We start from the raw sequence: 22,260 nt of genomic DNA on the forward strand, positions 1-22,260 counted from the left end.
GTCCTCTAATACCTTCTCTCATCCTTTTTGTTAAAAACTTGATTACATTCTGCCTAACAAGAGAAACCGCCCTATGACAGGTAAAGACACCTTGAGTCTGGATAACACGTATCGTTTTTGGCGTCGCCGCTTAATGCTATCAATGATTATTGGTTATGCCACTTTTTACCTTACGCGAAAGAGTTTTAACTTCGTGATGCCTGTCATGCAAAACGAGCTGTTTCTCGATAAAAGCGATATTGGCTGGATAGCGACTGCCTTTTATTTAACCTACGGTATTTCTAAGTTTTTATCGGGAATTTTCCACGATATTACCGGATACCGTTGGTTTATGGGCGTCGGTTTAGTGATGACTGGGCTACTGAATATTATTTTTGCCTATTGTTTATCGTTTCCCGCGTTATTAATTGTCTGGACACTAAATGGCTTTTTTCAAGGCTGGGGTTGGCCACCTTGCGCACGCATTCTAACGCACTGGTATTCACGCAATGAGCGTGGGTTTTGGTGGGGGCTGTGGAATATTTCCATCAACCTAGGGGGAATGTTACTGCCTCTGCTAACAGCACTATTGGCAACCCAGTACAGCTGGCAAATGGCGTTAATTGTCCCCGGGATTATTGGTGTCATCATTGGGTTATGGCTGTGCCGCCAATTACGTGGCACACCACAAGAAGAACAGCTACCAAGCGTGGGGCAATGGCGACAAGATGTTTTGGAGTTACGCCAAGAGCGTTTGTCCCCTCCCATGCCGATGTTAACGATTTTAAAAGATGCCATTATTTTTAACCGAATGATTTGGTTACTAGGCTTCTCCTATATTTTGGTTTATCTGATTCGCATGGCGATAAACGATTGGGGGAATTTATGGTTAACAGAAAAGCATGGCACTAACTTACTCAGTGCAAATGCCACACTGTCGTTATTTGAATTAGGGGGATTATTAGGTGCGCTCTGCTCGGGCTGGGGCTCTGATATCCTATTTCGTGGCCAACGTGCACCTATGATCCTACTGTTTTCATTGGGGCTTTGTGTCTCCGTGAGCGCCTTATGGTTAACACCAATTCATCACTACGCTTTATTGGCTGTATGTTTTTTTGCTATCGGATTTTTTGTTTTTGGGCCCCAAATGTTAATCGGTCTAGCTGCAACAGAATATTGTCATAAAAAAGCAGCTGGAGCGGTAACGGGCTATCTGGGTTTGTATGCCTATTTAGGGGCTGCAATCGCTGGATGGCCACTCTCTCAAGTCATTGCACACTATGGTTGGTCAGGGATGTTTTCTTTACTAGCCAGTGCCGCGGCTTTGATGGGATTACTGCTAATGCCTCTTTTGATTGCCAATGTCAGCAAACGAGAGCATTTAGCAGGCACTGTTTCACCCTCTGATAATAAAACCTGAATAAAGGACTGAAAATGAAACTGAAAACTCTCTCTACGCTTATCGCTGCTGGTTTATCACTAGCGGCTATTTCTACCACTGCAAATGCTGCGGGCCGTTTGGTTGTTTACTGTAGCGCCACTAACGCCATGTGCGAAACTGAAACGCAAGCTTTTGCTAAGAAATACGATGTCAAAACCACCTTTGTACGTAATGGTTCTGGCAGTACTTTAGCCAAAATTGAAGCAGAAAAACGTAACCCACAAGCTGACGTGTGGTATGGCGGTACATTAGACCCACATTCACAAGCTGGGGAAATGGATTTACTTGAGCCATATAAATCGCCGAATCTGTCTGAGATCATGCCGCAGTTCCAAGACCCTGCAAAACGTAAAGGCAACTACTCTTCCGCTGTTTACATCGGTATTTTAGGTTTCGGTGTCAATAAAGACCGCTTAAAAGAGAAAGGTTTACCAATCCCAACTTGCTGGAAAGATTTAACTAAACCTGAATATAAAGGCGAAATTCAAATTGCAGATCCACAAAGCTCAGGAACTGCTTATACCGCATTAGCCACTTTCGACCAATTATGGGGAAATGAGCAAGCCTTTGATTACCTGAAAAAACTAAACTCAAATATCTCTCAATATACTAAGTCTGGTATTGCCCCGGCACGTAATGCCGCTCGTGGTGAGTCGGCAATTGGTATTGGCTTCTTACATGATTATTCATTAGAAGTGGAAAACGGTGCGCCATTAGAACTTATCGCCCCTTGTGAAGGAACAGGCTATGAAATCGGTGGGATCAGTATCCTGAAAAATGCACGTAATATGGACAACGCGAAACTGTTTGTCGATTTCGTCTTATCGAAAGAAGCTCAAGAGCTGAGCTGGAAAGAAGGGAAATCTTATCAAATCCTGACCAATACGACGGCTGAATCCTCACCTATCTCATTGAAACTCAATGAGTTGAACCTAATTAATTACGATATGGATAAATACGGCGATGCTGACGTCCGTAAAAACCTTATCAACAAATGGGTCACCGAAGTCAAAATGAGCAAATAGTTGTTAAGTGCGGCGTTCGCACGCCGCACTTGAGCACTTACTAAACTAAAATAAAAAATTAATTTAATTAAGCTTCGAGTTATGAGCGTTGTCACTAGGCGGCAAGTGACGTTATCCCTAAGAACATACAAAAGTATGTGACTAGGGTTAGCGAAATAAGCCAACACCGTGACAATGCAAAATATGACGAGCTTAGGGGGAACTATGTCTCAAACCCTAACCTTATCGACCCCAACCAAAAAAGATAGCATCTTTTTTTGGCTGCTGATTGCTTGGCTAGGTTTCGCATTACTACCTTCTTGGAGCCTAGATTATGGCGTTCTTGACTCAACACAAGACGAAATCATAGCGGCTTACGGTTGGAGTAGCCTAAACATTAGCTGGCTTTGGTATTTATTACCTTCCATTTTATTTATTCGCCCGTTAACACCAGCGGACCGTTATCACAAAACACGCCATTATTTCGATATTGGCGTGGCTGTTGTCACCGCTGCGGTGGTGATCTTAACCTCCTACTTTGAAGGGAAAGGGTTAGGTTACTCCGCTATTGTGCTATTTATCGCCTTGGGAATGGTGATGACATTGGCGTTAACCCGCCTTGAATGGCTCGGTGGAGACCAGTTTGTTATTGGCTCGCTGATCACCGTTGTTGCGTTGATAACACTATTTATTGTGTTCCCAAGTGTTGCCATTTTTATCCCAATGTTTACGGATGGAAATGGCGACTTTGCGCCATTCGCCTTTGTGGCAATTTTGACACAATCTCATATTGTCCAAGTTATTATTAACTCAGTATTTTTATCGTTAGCAGTAGGAGCTGGCTGTACCTTCTTTGGCTTAATTTTAGCCATTTATACCACGCGTATTGCTAAACGCTCTGCCATTATTGGCCGTGTTTTTTCTATTTTGCCTATCGTCACTCCACCATTTGTCGTCGGTCTCGGAGTTACCTTGATGATGGGACGCTCAGGGTATATTACTGAATTCCTTGCGACCTATATGGGCCTTGAAAATACCAACTGGCTGTATGGCTTTACAGGGATTTGGTTAGCGCAAGTTCTCGCCTTCACGCCAATGTCATTCATGATCTTAGATGGTGCGATTAAAACCATTCACCCATCTTTAGAAGAAGCGTCTTATACTTTACGAGCCAACCGTTACCAAACTTTCTTTAATGTATTTATGCCATTACTGAAACCTGCTTTGGCAAACGCATTTTTAATCGTTATCGTGCAATCATTGGCTGACTTTAGTAACCCATTAGTTTTAGGCGGAAACTTCGACGTACTCGCAACACAAATTTACTTCTATATCACCGGGTCACAGCTGGACTATCAAGCCGCCAGTACCTTAGGTGCGTCACTATTGGTGTTCTCACTATTAGTATTCTGCGTTCAGTATATGTGGATAGGCAAGCGCTCCTATGTCACTGTGTCAGGGAAATCTTACCGTGGTGATGTTCAACCATTACCGACATCGTTAATTGCCACCGTAACAACTTTCTTAGCCATTTGGGTTGCATTTAACGTCTTGTTATACGGCAGTATTTTCTACGGCAGTTTCACTGTTAACTGGGGAGTTGATTACACCTTAACCTTTGATAACTTTATTAAATTATTTGGTCAAGGCATGAGTGATGGGGCATGGCCGTCATTGTTGGATACCCTTCTGTACGCAGGTATTGCCGCACCTATTACCGCGATCCTTGGTTTACTGATTGCCTATATCGTGGTTCGCCAAGACTTCCGTGGTAAAAAGACCATCGAATTCACGACGATGCTGTGCTTTGCGGTACCGGGTACCGTGGCAGGTGTGTCATACATTTTAGCCTTTAACGACTCACCGTTTTATTTAACAGGAACGGCTGCCATCGTAATTATTTCAATGACCATGCGTAACGTCCCTGTGGGGATCCGTGCCGGTATCGCAGGTTTAGGCCAAATTGATAAATCATTGGATGAAGCATCACTCAGCTTACGAGCGGGTTCAATGCGCACCATCTTCTTTATCCTGTTGCCACTGTTGCGCCCAGCCATTCTCTCCGCGTTGATTTATAGCTTTGTCCGCGCGATCACTACTGTCAGTGCGATTGTGTTCTTGGTTACCCCAGATACGCGCGTCGCAACGGCCTATATATTGAACCGTGTCGAAGACGGTGAATATGGCGTTGCCATTGCCTACGGCTCAATCCTGATTGTCGTAATGTTGGCAATTATTTTCTTATTTGACTATTTGATTGGCGAAGCCCGTGTTTCACGTTCCAAAGCCAAAAATGCACAGTAATCATGGAGTAACTGACATGACACAACATCATTTTGTTGAACTAAAAAATGTGACTAAACGCTTTGGCAACAATACCGTCATCGATGATTTAAGTCTTTCAATTCCGCAAGGTAGCATGGTGACCCTACTCGGCCCATCAGGCTGCGGTAAAACTACCGTATTACGCTTAGTGGCTGGCTTAGAGAAACCCTCTGAAGGCCGTATGTTTATTGACGGTGAAGATGTGACAGACCGTTCCATTCAACAACGCGATATCTGTATGGTTTTCCAATCCTACGCCCTGTTTCCGCATATGTCCTTGGGTGACAACGTCGGTTACGGCTTGAAAATGTTAGGATTATCCAAAGCTGAAATTAAAAAACGGGTTGAGGAAGCATTAGAATTAGTGGATTTAGCCGGTTTTGCTGACCGTTTCGTTGACCAGATATCAGGTGGCCAACAACAGCGCGTGGCCTTGGCTCGTGCATTGATCCTTAAACCAAAAGTCCTGTTATTCGATGAGCCATTAAGTAACTTGGATGCAAATTTACGTCGAAGCATGCGTGAAAAAATTCGTGAGTTACAGCAGCAGTTTAATATCACCTCTTTATATGTCACTCATGACCAAAGCGAGGCCTTTGCGGTATCGGATATGGTTTTAGTGATGAATAAAGGGAAAATCATGCAGCTAGGCTCACCGCAAGAACTCTACCGCCAGCCAGCCTCAAAATTTATGGCGAGCTTTATGGGTGATGCGAATATTTTCCCTGCAACACTCAGTGCGGATTCTGTGGATATTTTCAATTATCGCTTACCACGCCCAGAACAGTTTGTGACTGATAAAACTGCGGTGACTGTGGGGGTTCGTCCTGAAGCCATCACACTGAGTTTACAAGGCGACGATAGCCAACGCTGTACGGTGACTCACGTTGCTTATATGGGGCCTCAATATGAGGTTACTGTTGATTGGCATGGTCAATCAATGTTGCTGCAAATCAATGCCACTCAATTACAACCTTCTGTTGGGGAAAACCTCTATTTGCAGATCCACCCATACGGCATGTTTATCTTAAACGAAAAAGAATAATCTCAAATGTAATAGCTTAAACCGTCACTTCATCGTGGCGGTTTTTTCGTTATTAAGCCCAAATAAAAACAGAAGAGTTTCCCCTTCTGCTTTTCTTAACAAACCAATTAATTACAAAAATGCTTTATATGGCAATTCAGGTTCATTTTTAAATATATCGTTAAAACCGCGGAAATGTTGATAATGCATACGGTCTTTATCCGTTGGATAAGTGTATTTTCCACCTACTTGCCAGAAGAACGGCGCAAATTTATATTGAAGACGCTCTTTTTTCATATTCCATAAAACTTCAATTTCACGTGGGTCGTTTTGGAAATTCGCCCAAATATCATGGTGGAATGGAATAACACGTTCGCAATCCAATGACTCTGCTGCACGTAAAATATCTGATGAAGTCATTTTATCGGTCACACCACGCGGGTTCTCGCCATAGGAAAGCAATGCCACATCAATTTGATAACGGTTACCGTGAGCCGCATAATAGTTTGAATAATGTGAATCGCCTGAATGGTAAATCGAGCCACCTGTCGTTTCAATCAGGTAATTCACTGCACGTGAATCCATACCATCTAAAATTTGCTTATCATAGGAAGAAACGCCCTGTGGCAATGTCACTAACGCAGTACGGTCGAATGAATCTAATACACGGATTTTCATATCACCGATATCAATCACATCCCCCACTTTGGCGACCACACAGCGCTCTACGGGTACGCCCCACTTCGTCCATAAATCCACACAGGCTTGAGGGCCAATAAATTTAACGTGGTCACCGCAGTTTTGCATTACCGCAGCAGCAACATTGACATCTATATGGTCAGCATGGTCATGAGACGCTAAAATCGCATCAACCTCTTTAATGGCAAACGGGTCGAGAGGAAAAATTGCAGTACGTAAATTAGGTTGCAGCGCTTCTACCCCCCCCATACGCATCATTTGATGCTGTTTATTCATCAGTGGATTTTTTTGCGTTTTTTTCCCAGTTCCACACCAAAAATCGATGCAAATATTGGTATTTCCCTCACTTTTTAACCAAATTCCTGTGCACCCAAGCCACCACATTGAAAAGGTATTGGGTTCAATAACCGTTTTTTCAATTTCTTCATTTAGCCACGTTCCCCACTCAGGAAACGTACTTAAAATCCAAGATTCACGTGTGATTTCATTTACTTTGCTCATAGTAACAATACCTTTTCTAGAATTTTAGATGTAGGGAGCCTGATGCCTTAATCGAGAAATTAAGGCATGGCGGCTGAATTTGTCTATATTAAAAAATCAGGTATTCGACGGAATTAAACCAGTATCACTCGCGTGCCCTGTGCAGCAATCGCTTTGATAACTTCAGAGTTGGCATTCCTCCCAGTGATAAGAACATCTATCTTCTTAGCTGGGCAAAATAACATTCCGGTTCGATGACCCACCTTGGAACTGTCTACAACAACGACTAATTTATCAATTTGGTCAAGCATTTGCTGCTCAGCTACCGCGGTTAGCATGTCAGCTTTGTATAAGCCAGCTTCGGTTAATCCTTTACCTGAAGTGAACATCCAGTTACCTGCGTAACCCATTAACGTGTTCAATGCGGGGTTTAGAAAGATATTCTGAGCCTTATTATACTGCCCACCGATTAAAATAACGTCATCATGGTCTTGGTCAATCAAATAGCTCGCTAATGGAAAATAATTAGTCACAATTTGTACGTTTTTCCCGCACAATTGCTGTCCTAACATAAAAGCTGTTGAACCACAGTTAATGACAGCACTTTCCCCAGGAAGACACAGCTCCGCGGCTTTAATCGCGATTTCTGATTTTTCTTCATAGTGCTCAGTGCTATTGATGTTTAACGGTGACCACTTACGCTTTTTATTTTCAATGCGTTCAGCACCATTACGGACTTTTCGTAATTTACCTTGCCCATCTAACTTTGAAATATCACGACGAGCAGTTGCAGGAGACACACTAAATTGTTCGGTTATATGAGAAACATTGATCACTCGATGTGATTCCAATAACGACAATATTTCATTGTGTCTTTGCACTTCATTCATAATCATCGCCTTATTTGTTAATAATCACCACCATGATGACAAATGATTCAAAATGATTATCTGTGATTAGTTTTGATTCTATTTATCTCATCTAATGTTGTCAACCTTTGCTCATGCAAAAATACAACATTTGACATAAGTAAAAATTAACATATTGATATATATTGATAATTTAAATTTTACGTGATCAAGTCGCCATTTATTCATTTTTTTACTGGTAAAAAAACAGACAAATGCAAACAATCATAAAAGAGCAATTCGTGATTACATATGATCACCTTTGATTTTTGCGAGACTGTTTGACCGCTTTAAATGATTATATCGCAATAACACCAGATACGATCAATATGAATCATCTCTGACCCAGATAAATTACAAATACAATTTGATTAGAGGTAAAAATATGGATTTTTTATACGACGCTTTCTATATTTTTTACAGCCAAGTAATGACAAAAGCGCCTCTATTATTAGGCTTAGTCACATTTATTGGTTATTGGCTATTAAAGCGCGATGGTACGACGATCCTCAAGGGTACAATCAAAACAATTGTTGGGTTTATGCTAGTTGGCGTGGGTGCTAGTACCTTAGTTTCCAGCTTTAAACCCGTCATAGAAAAAATGTCTGAATACCACGGACTGACAGGCTCAGTTATTGACCCTTACACTTCCATGATGGCCACGATGGAAGCGATGGGGGATAACTACTCTTGGGTGGGCTATACCGTCTTATTAGCCCTCGCCCTTAACATTCTTTTAGTCCTTTTTCGCCGCGTGACGGGTATTCGTACCATTATGTTGACGGGGCATATTATGTTTCAACAAGCTGGCTTGATCGCAGTTTTCTATTTTGTTCTCGGCTCAAGCATGTGGGAAACCATTTTATACTCCTCGGTTTTAATGGCGCTGTATTGGGGTATTTCCTCCAATATTATGTTCAAGCCAACACAAGAAGTTACGGGTGGTGCAGGTTTTTCTATCGGCCACCAACAACAGTTTGCTTCATGGATAGCAACCAAAGTTTCCCCGAAATTGGGCGATAAAAATGACAGTGTTGATAATTTAAAACTGCCCAAATGGCTGCATATCTTCCACGACAGTATCTCCGCCACTGCCATTGTAATGACCTTATTCTTTGGTGTGATCTTAATTTCCTTTGGTATCCCCAACCTACAAACCATGGCAGGAACCACCCACTGGACCATTTATATTATTGAAACCGGCCTAAAATTTGCCGTCGCTATCCAAATCATTGTCACTGGCGTGCGAATGTTTGTTGCCGAGCTTTCTGAGGCCTTTAAAGGGATTTCCGAGCGTGTCATTCCTAATGCAGTGCTCGCCATCGATTGTGCGGCAATCTATGCATTCTCCCCTAATGCTATGGTATTTGGTTTTATGTGGGGTGCTATCGGGCAATTTGTTGCCGTTCTGGGTATGTTGGCATTTAATTCGCCAATTATGATTATCCCTGGTTTTATCCCAATGTTTTTCTCCAATGCCACTATTGGTATCTTTGCAAACCATTTTGGCGGCTGGAAAGCGGTCATGAAAGTGTGTTTCGTGATGGGCATCATCGAAGTATTGGGTTCAGCTTGGGCAATCAGCTTAATTAACAACCACGGAACTGAATTCAGTGGTTGGATGGGCATGGCCGACTGGGCACTCGCCTTCCCTGTCATTATGCAAGGTTTGTCGTTCACTAAAATGTTCTTCTTTGTCATTGTCGCCTTAGCCGTTGTCTATATGTATTTTGCGGCAAAGAAATTGCGTGCCGAAGAAGATGCACAGAGTACAAGCGAACCCGTCGTTAGTATTAGTGAAGAAGCCGAATCAGCGCCTATTGAACATAGTGGAGCTAAACCTGTACGTATCTTAGCCGTTTGTGGTAATGGGCAAGGCTCGTCCATGATGATGAAAATGAAAATTGGCCAGTATCTTGAGAAAAAGGGGATCCCACACATCATGGATTCCTGCGCAGTATCTGACTATAAATCGAAATTAACAGCGACAGACATTATTGTCTCTTCTAAGCATTTAAGCTCAGAGATGGATCCCGGTGATGGAAAATTTGTGCTTGGCGTACAAAATATGCTCAACCCCAACTCATTCGGTGATGAACTACTCGATATCATACATACCAATTTTATCGTAAATAAATAGCCTAAGTCATAGGAATAGATATCGCTCATGGCGGTATCGATTTCCTTAACATTAAAAAATAGGAACGCAATGATGGGATTTAAACAATCACTAATCGACAATAATTCGATACAGCTTCAAGCATCCGCTGATAACTGGCGTGATGCCATTAAGATAGGTACAGACCTGCTCATCGCTTCAGGTGCAATAAAACCCAGTTATCATGAGGCAATCATCAGCAGCGTCGAAAAACTCGGACCTTATATTTGCATCGCGCCTAGCTTGGCCCTGCCCCATGCTAGACCTGAAGATGGTGTGCTAAAAACCGCCTTTGCTTTAGTCACACTGAAAAAACCGATTATTTTTGAGGGTGAAGATGAACCGGTTGATGTGCTGATCACTTTAGCAGGCAGTTCATCCGATGAACATATGGAGGGCTTGATGGAGGTGACTCGCGTCCTCGATGATGAAGACAGCGAAACCGGTGTCGACCTTGATAAATTACGTCGCTGCCGCACCATTGATGATGTTTATCAGGTTATTGATCAAGCATTATGCTAATTTAATGATAATAAAAGAATCATTAATTAGCGATAGAGGTAATCAACTATGTATAACGTATTAGCGCTTGACTTAGATGGCACAGTTTTAACCCAAGAACACACTATCCATCCCGCTGTCAAACAAGCTATTAACAACGCAGCAAAGCAATGCCATGTCATGATAGTCACAGGGCGCCACCACACCGCAGCCCGTCCCTATTATGATGAGCTTGGTTTAACCACGCCAATTATTTGTTGCAATGGTACTTATATCTATGATTACCAAAATGAAAAAGTTCTCACACACAATGCTCTCACCAAAGAGAATGCGCTTACTTTTATTGAATTAGCGCAACAGGACAAACTAAAAATGGTGATGTATATCACCGACGCCATGGTGTATTCAAAAATCGACCCTATCGATTACATGAGCGCGATGGAGCAATGGGCTAACAACCCAACCATGGCACATCCGCCAAAAATTTATCGCATTGATTCATTTGAAGAACAAGTCCAGCACGCTGACTATATTTGGAAATTTGTCGTCGAAGGTGAACCCGCTACGTTAGCGCGTTTCTTAAACTTGCCTTGGATAAAACAAACTTTTAATGCAGAAAAATCATGGTCAAACCGTTTCGATTTTGCTGCTAAAGGCAATAACAAAGGAACGCGTTTAGCTGAGTATCTTAACTCTCTGGGTTATGACTCAAACCAAGTTATTGCTGTTGGTGATAATCACAACGATATCTCCATGATTGAGCTAGCAGGCTTAGGAGTTGCAATGAAAAATGCCGATGACACCGTGAAGTCCCACGCGGATTTTGTTTGTGCGACAGATAACAATGGTGATGGCCTTGCGCGTCTAATACATGAAAATATTTTAGGACAATCACAATGACAAAGCCTTTGATCCAAATTGCTTTAGACCAAACCAACTTACCCGCTGCTCTCGAAGTGGCTGAAAATGTACACACTTTTGTTGATATTATTGAAGTGGGTACCATTTTGGCTTTCGCTGATGGCATGAATGCGGTCTCGACTTTACGTCAAAAGTACCCCAACCACATTCTGGTTTGCGATATGAAAACCACCGACGGGGGAGCCATTTTATCGAGAATGGCATTTGAAGCGGGAGCAGACTGGATCACGGTTTCAGCCGCAGCGCATATTGCCACTATTGCTGCCTGTAAAAAAGTTGCCGATGAGTTTAATCGTGAGATCCAAATTGAAATCTATGGTAATTGGACATTTGAAGATGCCAAAAATTGGGTCGAACTTGGTATTACGCAAGCAATTTACCATCGTTCCCGCGATGCCGAACTTGCTGGTATTGGCTGGACAAATGAAGATATCGAAAAAATGCGTAAACTGTCTGATTTAGGGTTAGAACTCTCGATTACAGGCGGAATAGTCCCTGAAGACCTTCATCTATTTAACGGTATCAAAGCAAAAGCCTTTATTGCTGGCCGTGCATTAGTTGGCGAAAAAGGCAAAAAAACGGCGGAAGCATTAAGGGAACAAATTGACCGTTTTTGGAAATAATGAGCTTTAATTAAACTGCTATATTCGCTCGAATACAGTCTGTTATAATACAGCTAGCCCTAATACTATCAATAGGTTAGGGCTTCATATTTTATTCGCTCTATAACGTTAAAAATAAATCGCTCATGTACTTAATATTTTTTTGTACTTACCTTTTTGACAAAAAATTATTAACAAGTTGAGCTGGTTGCCAATGGTTATTTATTCTTTCAAAATCATTAATTCCACCGCTATTATATTCATCTTGCAACCGCATTTCTGCTAAAGTATTCACTAAATACTCAAGTTTTTGGGCTGTTGTATACTTTCGAGCCCCTGATAATGAATTATGATGAATAACGATTGGCTCTTGACTATTTTTGTGTTGGATAATCGTGACTTTATAACCAGACTCAGAGCTATAAATATAGTGAACTATTTCATTTTGGTTATCAGGCTCTATTAGTTCAGGTATTCGATTAAAGCTAATTAGGTGTATTTTGTCTTTATCATTATAGTGGTGAATAATACTCTCCCCTCTGAACTCCCCATTAACAATAAATATATTTTCTCCTTCTTGGTCACTTAACAACCCACTATGGCCATTAGCAATTAGTACGTCATTTCCTGCACCACCGTATAAATCAATATTTCCTTCTTCTGCATACAAGACATTATGGCCAGTATTATTGTGTGCCATAGATATACTTCCAGTGCCCATATTGGCTTTAAATACTCGTCCGTGTTTACTTTCATCTATTACTTTATGTTGATTACCAGTAAATTGCATAACTAACTGAGAAGGTTTGGAATCCTTTGTAATATGGACCTCTGGTAAAGATAAATCGATTATTGCGTGATCCGAGTTTTCGAAAAAACCTTTAAAAGCAAACATCGGCTGCCATGGTAATAATGGAGATTCTCTTTTCCAATATTGTTTATGTTCTGCCAAGTACCTTACCATATGACTCATACTTTCCTTTACAGCATTTGAGATATTATCAGGAAGCCTATCATAATGGTGAATATGATTTTTATTTATTTCATCAGAGGATATTCTTTTTATTTTCACCTCGCGTAACTTTGAATTTGACGTAAAAACTTGATACGTCACCCCATTTTCTTCTATATCTTTATATTTATTATTAAAATGCATTAAATGGATATTATTAATTCCATTGTTATCATTGATAACTGTTATTCCGCGGCCTATAGAACCATCAACAATATAGTGATCATTACCATCATTGCCATTTAAGGTATCATTACCTAAATCTGATAATAATAAGTCCCCTTGCACACTGCCCTCTAAAAAATCATTCCCAGCACCACCATATAAAACATTCATTCCTTCATGTGCAGCGATTCTGTCGTTACCCTTTCCACCATTAACAACCATGCCAAAATAACTATAATTATAAATTTTATCATCTCCATCTAATGCATCAATAATCGCATTTTGATAAATCTCTCCTCTTCTATGGTAAAGTTCATCAGATTGCTGAGTAAATAAATCGGGTCTTTTTTCAGTAACTATTTCATGTCCATCTACCTTTAGGTTAATCTTAAATAGATTATCATTCGCATCCTTTATATATATATGTTGGAATTCTTTATTTTCATAACCTACGAATTTGATATTCAGTTTTTTATCATTAAACATATTGGAAAAATATATTGACTGACCCTCTGCACGTAACTGCTCTCCATATTCATCAAACAGCTTTATAATAATGCTATTATCGCGACCATCCCTTCCTTTCATATTACTAAGATCAACGGTCAATTCTGACTGTGCAAGAGCACCTATTTTCAATTGATAAATATCATTCCCTTTTGTTGCTATAATATAGCTATCTCTATTTACCATAGTTAAGTTATCATCATTATGACTACCTGTGTACGTTAGGTTTTTAACATTCCCATTAGGATTAAAATCCCCCCATGACGGAGATGAATACCCCTGATTATTGATAATAATATTTTTCTTTTCTTGATTGATGATAACTTTGTCATTCTCAGCACGCCTCTTAAGATAATCTTTATCTTGAAAATAGCTAATCTCATAAATCTTATCAAAACTTTCCTTATTTCTATAATTTTTTAGAATAGGTGTTAAACAGAAACCATCATGGGTATAAAGTTGATAATGATGTTTTAATACTTTTCCATCTGCTGAATTTTGATACGCATTTTTTAATGTTAAATTCAACTCTAAAGTATCCGTCGTTTTATAAGGCGACTTTGTCTTAATTGTTAACATCAGGTCATTATCAATGAGTTTTACATTAGTTATCTCATTTAGCGTGTAACCTAAGTTAACTTCACTCTGGCTTTCAGTTTTTTCAACAATTCTCGCATTTAATTTAATTGTTTTTTTATTTTTAACATTCTCCCATTGATAACGGCGTAAATAATAATTATCATCGCCATCTCCACCTCGTGCAACACCCGACCGAAAAATAAGATGATCGTTTCCATCATACCCATTAATCGAAGCTTTCATTTTACCTGCATCTAATACATTGTTTTCTTTATTCCCTTTTATAAATAAATTTGATTTTACCTCCCCTGAAAAAACAACATTTCTAGTATTTTTCAGTTTAACTTCATGCCCTTCCTCCTCATTTAAATTAAGGCCATCTCTCATTAAATTAATGTATATTGATTTCTTATCAATATAATCCAAACCTTCAATTTCCTTATCATAAGACATCATCATTTTTAATTTATTTATAGCATCCATATTAACTCTCTAGAATTTTACTGTGAATATAAATAACTAAGTCATTCACTGCCTTAGCACTATTTAACATTCAACAATTTAGCACTTAATTTATTTTTTAATTAAAAAGTTAATCTGATATATCAATAAATTTATTCATGAAATAAATTAGAAATTAATTAATATTTAAATAATAAAAAAGCACTCTATCACGTTGGCTTTATACCTAGTGATAGAGTGCTTGTATTCAAAATTTGCTTAGAGACTAATTTGCTTAAATGCTAATTAACCTAATTGCTTACGTGCGTTACGGAAAATACGCATCCATGGGCTATCTTCTCCCCAATTTTCAGGGTGCCATGAATTGCTCACGGTACGGAAAACACGCTCTGGGTGCGGCATCATGATCGTTGCTCGGCCATCTTTCGAGGTCACCGAAGTAATACCATTAACTGACCCATTCGGATTAGCTGGATATTGTTCTGTCACTTGGCCGTAGTTATTTACGAAGCGCATTGCCACCAGCCCATTATCTTCTAACTGCTGTAAATGTGCAGCCGCACGGGTTTCCACTTGCCCTTCCCCATGAGAAACCGCTATTGGCATACGAGAGCCCGCCATGTCTTGCAGCAACAGCGATGGGCTTTTTGCTATTTCAACTAAGCTAAAACGCGCTTCAAAGCGTTCAGAACGGTTACGCACAAAACGCGGCCAGAACTCTGCACCTGGAATAAGCGTATGTAAATTCGACATCATCTGGCAGCCATTACATACCCCCAGTGATAAGGTGTCTGCACGGTTAAAGAACGCAGCAAATTCATCGCGGACTTTATTGTTGAACAGAATAGATTTTGCCCAACCCTCGCCTGCACCTAATACGTCCCCATAAGAGAAACCGCCGCAAGCCACTAATGTTTGGAACTGTTCCAAAGACAAGTTACCTGCAAGTAAATCACTCATATGCACATCAACTGCGTCGAAACCAGCACGGTCGAAAGCGGCAGCCATTTCCACATGGGAGTTCACGCCTTGTTCACGTAAAACGGCCACTTTAGGACGCACACCAGACAAAATAAACGGTGCTGCAATGTCTTCTTCAATGTCATAAGTCAGTTTCACATTCAAACCAGGGTCTTGGTTATCCTGTTTTAATGCGTGTTCTTCATCTGCGCACACTTCGTTATCGCGCAAACGCTGCATTTGCCAAGTCGTTTCAGCCCACCATTGACGCAGTAAGCTGCGAGACTCACGATAAACAACGGTATCTCGGCTATTGATGATCACGGCATCATCCTTTATTGCAGAACCTAGATGATGAACACAACCTGCAAGCCCTGCTTGCTCAAAGCATTCTGCCACATACGCTCTATCAGCTTCATGAATTTGAATGACCGCACCTAACTCTTCGTTAAATAACGCTGCCAGCGTGTCTTCATCAAAAGAGCTGATATCAACATTAATGCCGCAATGACCCGCAAAGGCCATTTCCACTAACGTGACGAATAAACCACCATCTGAGCGGTCATGGTAGGCTAATAGTTTTTGCTCTGATAATAACTTCTGAATGGTATTAAAGAAGCCGAGTAAGACTTCCGGGCTGCGTACATCAGGGGCTTTATTACCTAATTGACGATATACCTGTGCAAGTGCAGAACCGCCCAGTGCGTTATTGCCTTGTCCAAGGTCAATCAATAACAAGGCGTTATCATGGCCTGTTTTTAGCTCAGGTGTCACTGTTAAGCGGACATCTTCAACACGGCCAAATGCGCTGATCACCAAGGACAGTGGCGATGTCATTTCACGCTCTTCGCCATCTTGCTGCCAACGGGTTTTCATTGACATGGAGTCTTTACCAACTGGGATCGTTAACCCTAACGCAGGGCAAAGTTCTTCCCCAACCGCTTTAACCGCTTCATATAAACCTGCGTCTTCCCCCGGGTGCCCAGCTGCTGCCATCCAGTTTGCAGAAAGTTTTACACGTTTAAGATCTTGCACATAAGAACACGCTAAGTTAGTTAATGCTTCACCTACCGCCATACGCGCTGACGCAGCGAAATCCACTAAAGCTACTGGCGTTCTTTCGCCAATTGACATGGATTCCCCATAGTAGCTATCTAAGCTAGCAGTGGTTACCGCGCAGTCAGCGACAGGAATTTGCCATGGGCCAACCATCTGGTCACGAGCAACCATACCTGTAACTGTGCGGTCGCCAATGGTAATTAAGAATGTTTTTTCAGCTACAGCGGGTAAATGCAGGACACGTTTTACCGCTTCATTTAAATTAATCGCCGTTCTGTCTAATGAATCCGGCTCTGCCTTTAATGTTTTCACGTCACGCAACATTTTTGGCGTTTTGCCTAATAAAACATCCAGTGGCATGTCTATTGGTTGGTTAGCAAAGTGTTCATCATTAAGCGTTAAATGACGCTCTTCAGTGGCTTCCCCAATCACTGCGAACGGAGCACGTTCACGTTCACAAATCGCGGTGAACACAGGGAGTTGCTCAGGTGAAACTGCCATTACATAACGTTCTTGAGATTCATTACACCAAACCTCTAGCGGGCTCATTCCTGGTTCATCATTGAGAATTTTACGTAGCTCAAAGCGCCCACCACGGCCACCATCACTGACCAGTTCAGGCATTGCGTTCGACAAACCACCTGCGCCTACGTCATGGATAAATAAAATTGGGTTATCATCACCCAGTTGCCAGCAGCTATCGATGACTTCTTGGCAACGGCGTTCCATCTCTGCGTTATCACGCTGTACCGAAGCAAAATCGAGGTCTGCATCTGATTGGCCGGATGCCATGGATGAAGCAGCTCCACCACCTAACCCAATATTCATCGAAGGGCCACCCAGTACAATGAGTTTGGCACCAACCGTAATTTCACCTTTTTGTACGTGATCAGCACGGATATTGCCGATGCCACCCGCTAACATGATAGGTTTATGATAACCACGTAACTCTTCACCATTGTGGCTATTGACCTTTTCTTCATAAGTACGGAAATAACCTAATAACGCAGGACGGCCAAATTCATTATTAAATGCCGCGCCGCCTAATGGCCCTTCCATCATAATATCTAAAGCGGTCACAATGCGCTCTGGCTTACCGAAATCCTCTTCCCAAGGCTGTTCAAAGCCGGGAATGCGTAAGTTAGAAACAGAAAAACCCACTAAACCGGCTTTTGGCTTAGCACCACGGCCCGTTGCGCCTTCGTCACGAATTTCACCGCCAGAGCCCGTTGCTGCGCCTGGCCAAGGGGAAATCGCTGTTGGGTGGTTATGAGTTTCGACCTTCATTAAGATATGAGCATCTTCTTGATGATAACGGTATGTACGCCCTTCAGGCTCAGGGAAGAAACGCCCAACAGATGAACCTTCCATCACCGCAGCATTATCTTTATAAGCAGATAAAACATGGTCAGGTGTTTTTTCAAAGGTGTTTTTAATCATTTTAAACAGCGACTTAGGCTGTTCTTCACCATCAATAACCCAATCTGCATTAAAGATTTTGTGGCGGCAATGTTCTGAGTTTGCTTGAGCAAACATGTAAAGCTCAACATCCGTTGGGTTACGTTCTAACCCAATAAATGCATCTAGCAAGTAATCAATTTCGTCATCAGCTAACGCTAGACCCATTTCCCTATTTGCTGTTTCCAATGCAAGGCGGCCGCCCGTAATCACATCTATGGATTTCATTGGTGCCGGCTGCTGCTGCACAAATAATGCGCTCGCTTGTTCAAAAGAAGAGAAAATGCTTTCCATCATGCGATCGTGTAAAGCCGCGATCACTTCATGCCACTGTTCTTGGGTCAGTTCATCACCTTGAATATAATAAGCAATCCCACGCTCAATACGCTTTACTTGGCTAAGGCCACAGTTATGGGCAATATCCGTTGCTTTTGAAGACCATGGAGAGATAGTACCCGGACGAGGGGTGACTAAAATAAGCTTACCGAATGGGTCGTGCTCTGCTAGAGAAGGACCATACTTTAACAAACTGCTTAGTTTGCCTTGCTCGCTATCACTCAACGGCGCTGATAATTCAGCAAAGTGCATATATTCAGCATAGATATCCGTGACAGGAAGCTGTTTTTCTGCAAACAGCGCCAAAAGGCGGGTAATACGAAATGCTGATAGAGCAGGTGAACCACGCAAAATTTCCATCGTCTTAATTTCTCTCTTTTAAACGCCAGCCCTGAACATGAAAGCAGGGAAACCGGAACACATTATAGAGCAATGTTCATCAATACGAAACCGTTTGCGTGATTAAAAATAAAGCGATTAGTTAAATATTATTCTGTGCTAAATACGATAATATAGGTTGCACCGTTCCTAAATGTTGAGCAAAATAGCCGACCACTGGAATTATAACCATTACTTAGCCATACTCTTTTATGGACATACAACACCAGTCAATGCACGAGAAACTATTATTTGAATAACTTAAAAGTTAACTATTTAATTGTCGTGGTCATCGCGCTACTGGCTACTATGGTCATCGGTTTTAACGTCCGTTGGCCCAATACGCAAGATTCACAAATTAATAAAATTATTTCTCAAGGTGAATTACGTATTAGTGCCGTTAGCTCACCACTTATCTATATTGATGAGCAAAAACAGCTGCGTGGGTTTGACTACGAGCTGGCTCAAGGCTTTGCCTCATACCTAGGAGTTAAGCTTAAAATAACCATCCGCCCAACATTCGAGCAAATATTCGATGACCTTGAAAATGGTGATGCTGATATCGCAGTCGCGGGTTTGCTGTATAACAAAGATCGTTTAGCCAAAACGAAAACAGGTCCAAGTTATCTTAATGTCACTCAACAGCTTGTCTATCGCAAAGGGACCAATCGACCTAAAAATTTCAATGAAATTAATGGTAAATTGTTAGTTACAGCAGGTACGGCTCATGCAAGTACACTGAAAGAACTGGCCAAAGAATACCCAAACCTAAAATGGGAAGAAACCTCAAAATACAATACCAATCAAATCCTTGAAATGGTTGCCGATGGTGAGGTTGACTACACATTAGAAGACTCTATCGCTGTTGCACTACAGCAACGCATTCACCCTCAAATTGCCGTTGCTTTTGATCTCTTGGATGAACATGCTGTCACTTGGTACATGCGTCGTAGCAAAGAAAACAGTTTAGACGCTGCATTGCTTGATTTCTTCAATCTCAGCCATGAAACCGAATTACTCGCACGTCTTAATGAAAAATATTTTAGCCATGTAGAGTCTTTCGATTATTTCGACACAATGGCATTTATAAAAGCAATTGATAGCAAACTCCCTGAATATCAACCACTTTTTGAAAAATACGCTCAAGTCATTGACTGGAAACTGTTAGCGGCTATCGCATGGCAAGAGTCCCATTGGGATCCTTTAGCAACTTCGCCTACAGGGGTACGCGGTTTGATGATGCTAACCAAGCCAACAGCAACAACAATGGGTATTGTGGACAGGTTAGACCCTGAAGAAAGTATCAAGGGTGGGGCTGCGTATATTGCTTATATTATGGAACGTTTACCTGAAACCATCGAAGAGGATGACCGTATCTGGTTCGCCCTCTCTGCCTATAATATGGGATATGGGCATATGCAGGATGTGCGTAAATTAACTGAAATGTTAGGTGGAGACCCTAACAGGTGGTTAGACGTAAAAGCCCGTTTACCCTTATTAACGCAGAAAAAATATTACTCACAACTCACTTATGGCTATGCTCGTGGCCATGAAGCTTATCGTTACGTTGAAAACATTCGTCGTTATCATCAAAGCCTAGTTGGTTACCTACAAAGCCAAGAAAGAAAGCAACATGCGCTTGATATTGCGCAAAAATCACTTATTTATTTAATTTCTCCAGAAGATCTTACCCCAGCAGGGGCTCAAACGATTCAAAACCAGTCCCCTGTTCCTGAAAAAGTGAGTATTTCGCACTTAGAGAAAATGCGCTCTACGACGCAACCTCCTAAAACTCTTGAAGAAAAAAGACTGCCATTAGGAAAATATTTGCTTTCACTGCACCCATCGCAAAATACCGATGAGGCCGATGGTGATACCGCTGTCTCTCCACCAAAAGCACCTGAAAACCCACTATAAGTTGTGTTGAAATAAAAAATAAAAGCGCTAAATTTTATTGTGTTAGCGCTTTTGTTCTTTTTTTTGGGCTCTACGCAGTTTAAAAAAAGCACTCAGCATTGAAGAACACTCTTTTTCTAGAACACCACCAGTAACATCAACATAATGATTTAGCCCAGCTTGCCCCATGATATTTAGGTAAGAACCACAAGCTCCTGTTTTAAAGTCCTTCGCGCCATAAACTACACGGCTAATGCGGCTGTGGATCATTGCACCTGCACACATAATACAAGGCTCTAACGTGACATATAGCGTGGTATCTAATAGCCGATAATTTGATAGCGCTTGCCCTGCATGTTGCAAAGCTATGATCTCAGCATGTGCTGTCGGATTGTGATCAATAATAGAGCGGTTCCAACCCGAAGCAATTAAGTGGTTATCTTTAACTAAAACCGCACCAACAGGAATTTCTCCGAGATCTTGTGCTTTTAGCGCAAGTTCAATGGCTTGTTGCATCCAATATTCATCAATTTCTATTTGCGTCACTCTTACCTCTGGCCAATGCGTTTACACGTAATTATCCTTAAATGTTAGAGTGACCGCAATTAAAATGCTTTTGCCTCTATAATAACAGCCTAATTTTAATTACTAAAAATCGCTAATTTAGCGGCAAAACCCATAAAGAAAGCACCTACCGTACAATTTCCAAGCTTTGCAAGGAGTTGTTTTTCACGTAAAAAACGCGCTATCAAGTAACCACTAAAGATTAATAAGCTTAAGTACAAAAAACTAACTAATTCTAAGATCGTCGCGAGTACAAGGTAAGGCACCCATGCATGAGAGTAATTAAAATCGACAAATTGAATGAAGAAAGAGATATAAAATAAAATAGCTTTCGGATTTGTTAAGCTAAGTACAAGGGCACGAGTAAAATGTTTTTCTGTTTTAATTGAGATAACGTCAATGCCGTCTTGACTCGATTTTTTACGCATAAAGGTGCTATATAAAATCTTACCGCCTAAATATAGCAGATAAGCCGCACCTAAATAGCGCACTATCATAAATAGCGTTGGAGATGCTTTTATCACTGACGCGACACCGATAAATGATAGGAAAATTAATATCGCATCTCCAGTAAATACCCCTAGCGCAGCCCGATAACCAAACCGTGTGCCGCTCGATGTACTTGTTTTTAATACATATAATGAATTAGGCCCTGGTACGATAATGATTAGTACAAGCCCTGCCAAATAAGTCCAGAAGTTAAGAACGCCAAGATTTTCGAACATATTTTTAACCCTTTATCTTTTTTATTATTTCTATCATAACTTTCAATCTTTGTGAATGTTTATTCTATTAATTAGATATATGAAATGAACTAATAATAAAGATTATTTTAAATATAA

15 protein-coding genes are annotated in these 22,260 nt (G+C 41.1%); 9 read left to right on the forward strand and 6 right to left on the reverse strand.

Features of this window, described 5'->3' with window-relative positions:
* The first annotated feature begins 73 nt into the window (after positions 1-73).
* From uhpC to fbpC, 4 genes are all read left to right on the forward strand, one after another.
* A complete protein-coding gene (uhpC, locus tag PSF67_RS18215; RefSeq protein ID WP_102137527.1) occupies positions 74-1,399 on the forward strand; it encodes an MFS transporter family glucose-6-phosphate receptor UhpC in 1,326 nt (441 codons plus the stop codon).
* A 14-nt stretch (positions 1,400-1,413) separates the two neighbouring features.
* Positions 1,414-2,445: an ABC transporter substrate-binding protein gene (locus tag PSF67_RS18220; protein WP_272677425.1), complete on the forward strand. Its 1,032-nt coding sequence runs from the start codon at positions 1,414-1,416 to the stop codon at positions 2,443-2,445.
* A gap of 204 nt (positions 2,446-2,649) precedes the next feature.
* Entirely contained in the window at positions 2,650-4,728 is a 2,079-nt protein-coding gene (locus PSF67_RS18225) for an ABC transporter permease (protein ID WP_210847948.1), read from the forward strand.
* A gap of 16 nt (positions 4,729-4,744) precedes the next feature.
* Positions 4,745-5,794, forward strand: a complete 1,050-nt coding sequence (fbpC, locus tag PSF67_RS18230) for a ferric ABC transporter ATP-binding protein (protein WP_206276247.1) — start codon at positions 4,745-4,747, stop codon at positions 5,792-5,794.
* Between the two features lie 111 nt (positions 5,795-5,905).
* Here fbpC and ulaG read toward each other — a convergent pair whose 3' ends face one another.
* Complete coding sequence (gene ulaG / locus PSF67_RS18235; RefSeq protein WP_102137524.1) at positions 5,906-6,973, reverse strand: L-ascorbate 6-phosphate lactonase; 1,068 nt, start codon at positions 6,971-6,973, stop codon at positions 5,906-5,908.
* Between the two features lie 113 nt (positions 6,974-7,086).
* The gene (gene ulaR, locus PSF67_RS18240; RefSeq protein WP_102137523.1) at positions 7,087-7,842 is read right to left on the reverse strand and encodes an HTH-type transcriptional regulator UlaR; all 756 of its coding nucleotides are present in this window, start codon (positions 7,840-7,842) and stop codon (positions 7,087-7,089) included.
* 403 nt (positions 7,843-8,245) lie between these two features.
* Here ulaR and PSF67_RS18245 point away from each other — a divergent pair, with 403 nt between their 5' ends.
* The 4 genes from PSF67_RS18245 to PSF67_RS18260 all read left to right on the forward strand — a co-directional run bounded on the left by PSF67_RS18245 (position 8,246) and on the right by PSF67_RS18260 (position 12,063).
* Positions 8,246-10,000 (forward strand): PTS ascorbate-specific subunit IIBC, encoded by a 1,755-nt coding sequence (locus PSF67_RS18245; protein ID WP_102137522.1) that lies wholly within the window; start codon positions 8,246-8,248, stop codon positions 9,998-10,000.
* 72 nt (positions 10,001-10,072) lie between these two features.
* Positions 10,073-10,540 (forward strand): PTS sugar transporter subunit IIA, encoded by a 468-nt coding sequence (locus PSF67_RS18250; RefSeq protein WP_166267610.1) that lies wholly within the window; start codon positions 10,073-10,075, stop codon positions 10,538-10,540.
* Positions 10,541-10,588: 48 nt separating this feature from the next.
* Positions 10,589-11,419 carry a Cof-type HAD-IIB family hydrolase gene (locus tag PSF67_RS18255; protein ID WP_102137520.1) on the forward strand — a complete coding sequence of 277 codons (831 nt, stop codon included), beginning with the start codon at positions 10,589-10,591 and terminating at the stop codon, positions 11,417-11,419.
* The gene (locus tag PSF67_RS18260) at positions 11,416-12,063 is read left to right on the forward strand and encodes a 3-keto-L-gulonate-6-phosphate decarboxylase UlaD (protein ID WP_102137519.1); all 648 of its coding nucleotides are present in this window, start codon (positions 11,416-11,418) and stop codon (positions 12,061-12,063) included. The genes PSF67_RS18255 and PSF67_RS18260 overlap by 4 nt, the downstream gene beginning before the upstream one ends.
* A gap of 148 nt (positions 12,064-12,211) precedes the next feature.
* Here PSF67_RS18260 and PSF67_RS18265 read toward each other — a convergent pair whose 3' ends face one another.
* Both PSF67_RS18265 and purL read right to left on the reverse strand, forming a co-directional pair.
* On the reverse strand, positions 12,212-14,788 hold the full coding sequence (locus tag PSF67_RS18265) for a calcium-binding protein (protein WP_272677426.1): 2,577 nt from the start codon (positions 14,786-14,788) through the stop codon (positions 12,212-12,214).
* A 264-nt stretch (positions 14,789-15,052) separates the two neighbouring features.
* Positions 15,053-18,940 (reverse strand): phosphoribosylformylglycinamidine synthase, encoded by a 3,888-nt coding sequence (gene purL, locus PSF67_RS18270; protein ID WP_166267564.1) that lies wholly within the window; start codon positions 18,938-18,940, stop codon positions 15,053-15,055.
* 270 nt (positions 18,941-19,210) lie between these two features.
* Between purL and mltF the strand changes: the two genes are divergently transcribed.
* On the forward strand, positions 19,211-20,875 hold the full coding sequence (mltF, locus tag PSF67_RS18275; RefSeq protein ID WP_210847945.1) for a membrane-bound lytic murein transglycosylase MltF: 1,665 nt from the start codon (positions 19,211-19,213) through the stop codon (positions 20,873-20,875).
* A gap of 42 nt (positions 20,876-20,917) precedes the next feature.
* Here the strand turns inward: mltF and tadA are convergent, their stop codons facing one another.
* Both tadA and leuE read right to left on the reverse strand, forming a co-directional pair.
* Entirely contained in the window at positions 20,918-21,400 is a 483-nt protein-coding gene (gene tadA, locus PSF67_RS18280; protein WP_166267568.1) for a tRNA adenosine(34) deaminase TadA, read from the reverse strand.
* Positions 21,401-21,495: 95 nt separating this feature from the next.
* The gene (gene leuE, locus PSF67_RS18285) at positions 21,496-22,143 is read right to left on the reverse strand and encodes a leucine efflux protein LeuE (RefSeq protein WP_166267570.1); all 648 of its coding nucleotides are present in this window, start codon (positions 22,141-22,143) and stop codon (positions 21,496-21,498) included.
* Between the last annotated feature and the right edge of the window lie 117 nt (positions 22,144-22,260).

The sequence above is a fragment of the Providencia sp. PROV076 genome, from assembly GCF_028483405.1.
GTDB classification, from domain to species: Bacteria; Pseudomonadota; Gammaproteobacteria; order Enterobacterales; family Enterobacteriaceae; genus Providencia; species Providencia huaxiensis.

Coding starts and splice junctions, on each gene's coding strand:
- PSF67_RS18245 (WP_102137522.1), top strand. CDS start 8,246: ATGGATTTTTTATACGACGCTTTCTATATTTTTTACAGCCAAGTAATG.
- PSF67_RS18255 (WP_102137520.1), top strand. CDS start 10,589: ATGTATAACGTATTAGCGCTTGACTTAGATGGCACAGTTTTAACCCAA.
- purL (WP_166267564.1), bottom strand. CDS start 18,940: ATGGAAATTTTGCGTGGTTCACCTGCTCTATCAGCATTTCGTATTACC.
- fbpC (WP_206276247.1), top strand. CDS start 4,745: ATGACACAACATCATTTTGTTGAACTAAAAAATGTGACTAAACGCTTT.
- ulaR (WP_102137523.1), bottom strand. CDS start 7,842: ATGAATGAAGTGCAAAGACACAATGAAATATTGTCGTTATTGGAATCA.
- PSF67_RS18260 (WP_102137519.1), top strand. CDS start 11,416: ATGACAAAGCCTTTGATCCAAATTGCTTTAGACCAAACCAACTTACCC.
- PSF67_RS18265 (WP_272677426.1), bottom strand. CDS start 14,788: ATGGATGCTATAAATAAATTAAAAATGATGATGTCTTATGATAAGGAA.
- PSF67_RS18250 (WP_166267610.1), top strand. CDS start 10,073: ATGGGATTTAAACAATCACTAATCGACAATAATTCGATACAGCTTCAA.
- ulaG (WP_102137524.1), bottom strand. CDS start 6,973: ATGAGCAAAGTAAATGAAATCACACGTGAATCTTGGATTTTAAGTACG.
- PSF67_RS18225 (WP_210847948.1), top strand. CDS start 2,650: ATGTCTCAAACCCTAACCTTATCGACCCCAACCAAAAAAGATAGCATC.
- PSF67_RS18220 (WP_272677425.1), top strand. CDS start 1,414: ATGAAACTGAAAACTCTCTCTACGCTTATCGCTGCTGGTTTATCACTA.
- leuE (WP_166267570.1), bottom strand. CDS start 22,143: ATGTTCGAAAATCTTGGCGTTCTTAACTTCTGGACTTATTTGGCAGGG.
- uhpC (WP_102137527.1), top strand. CDS start 74: ATGACAGGTAAAGACACCTTGAGTCTGGATAACACGTATCGTTTTTGG.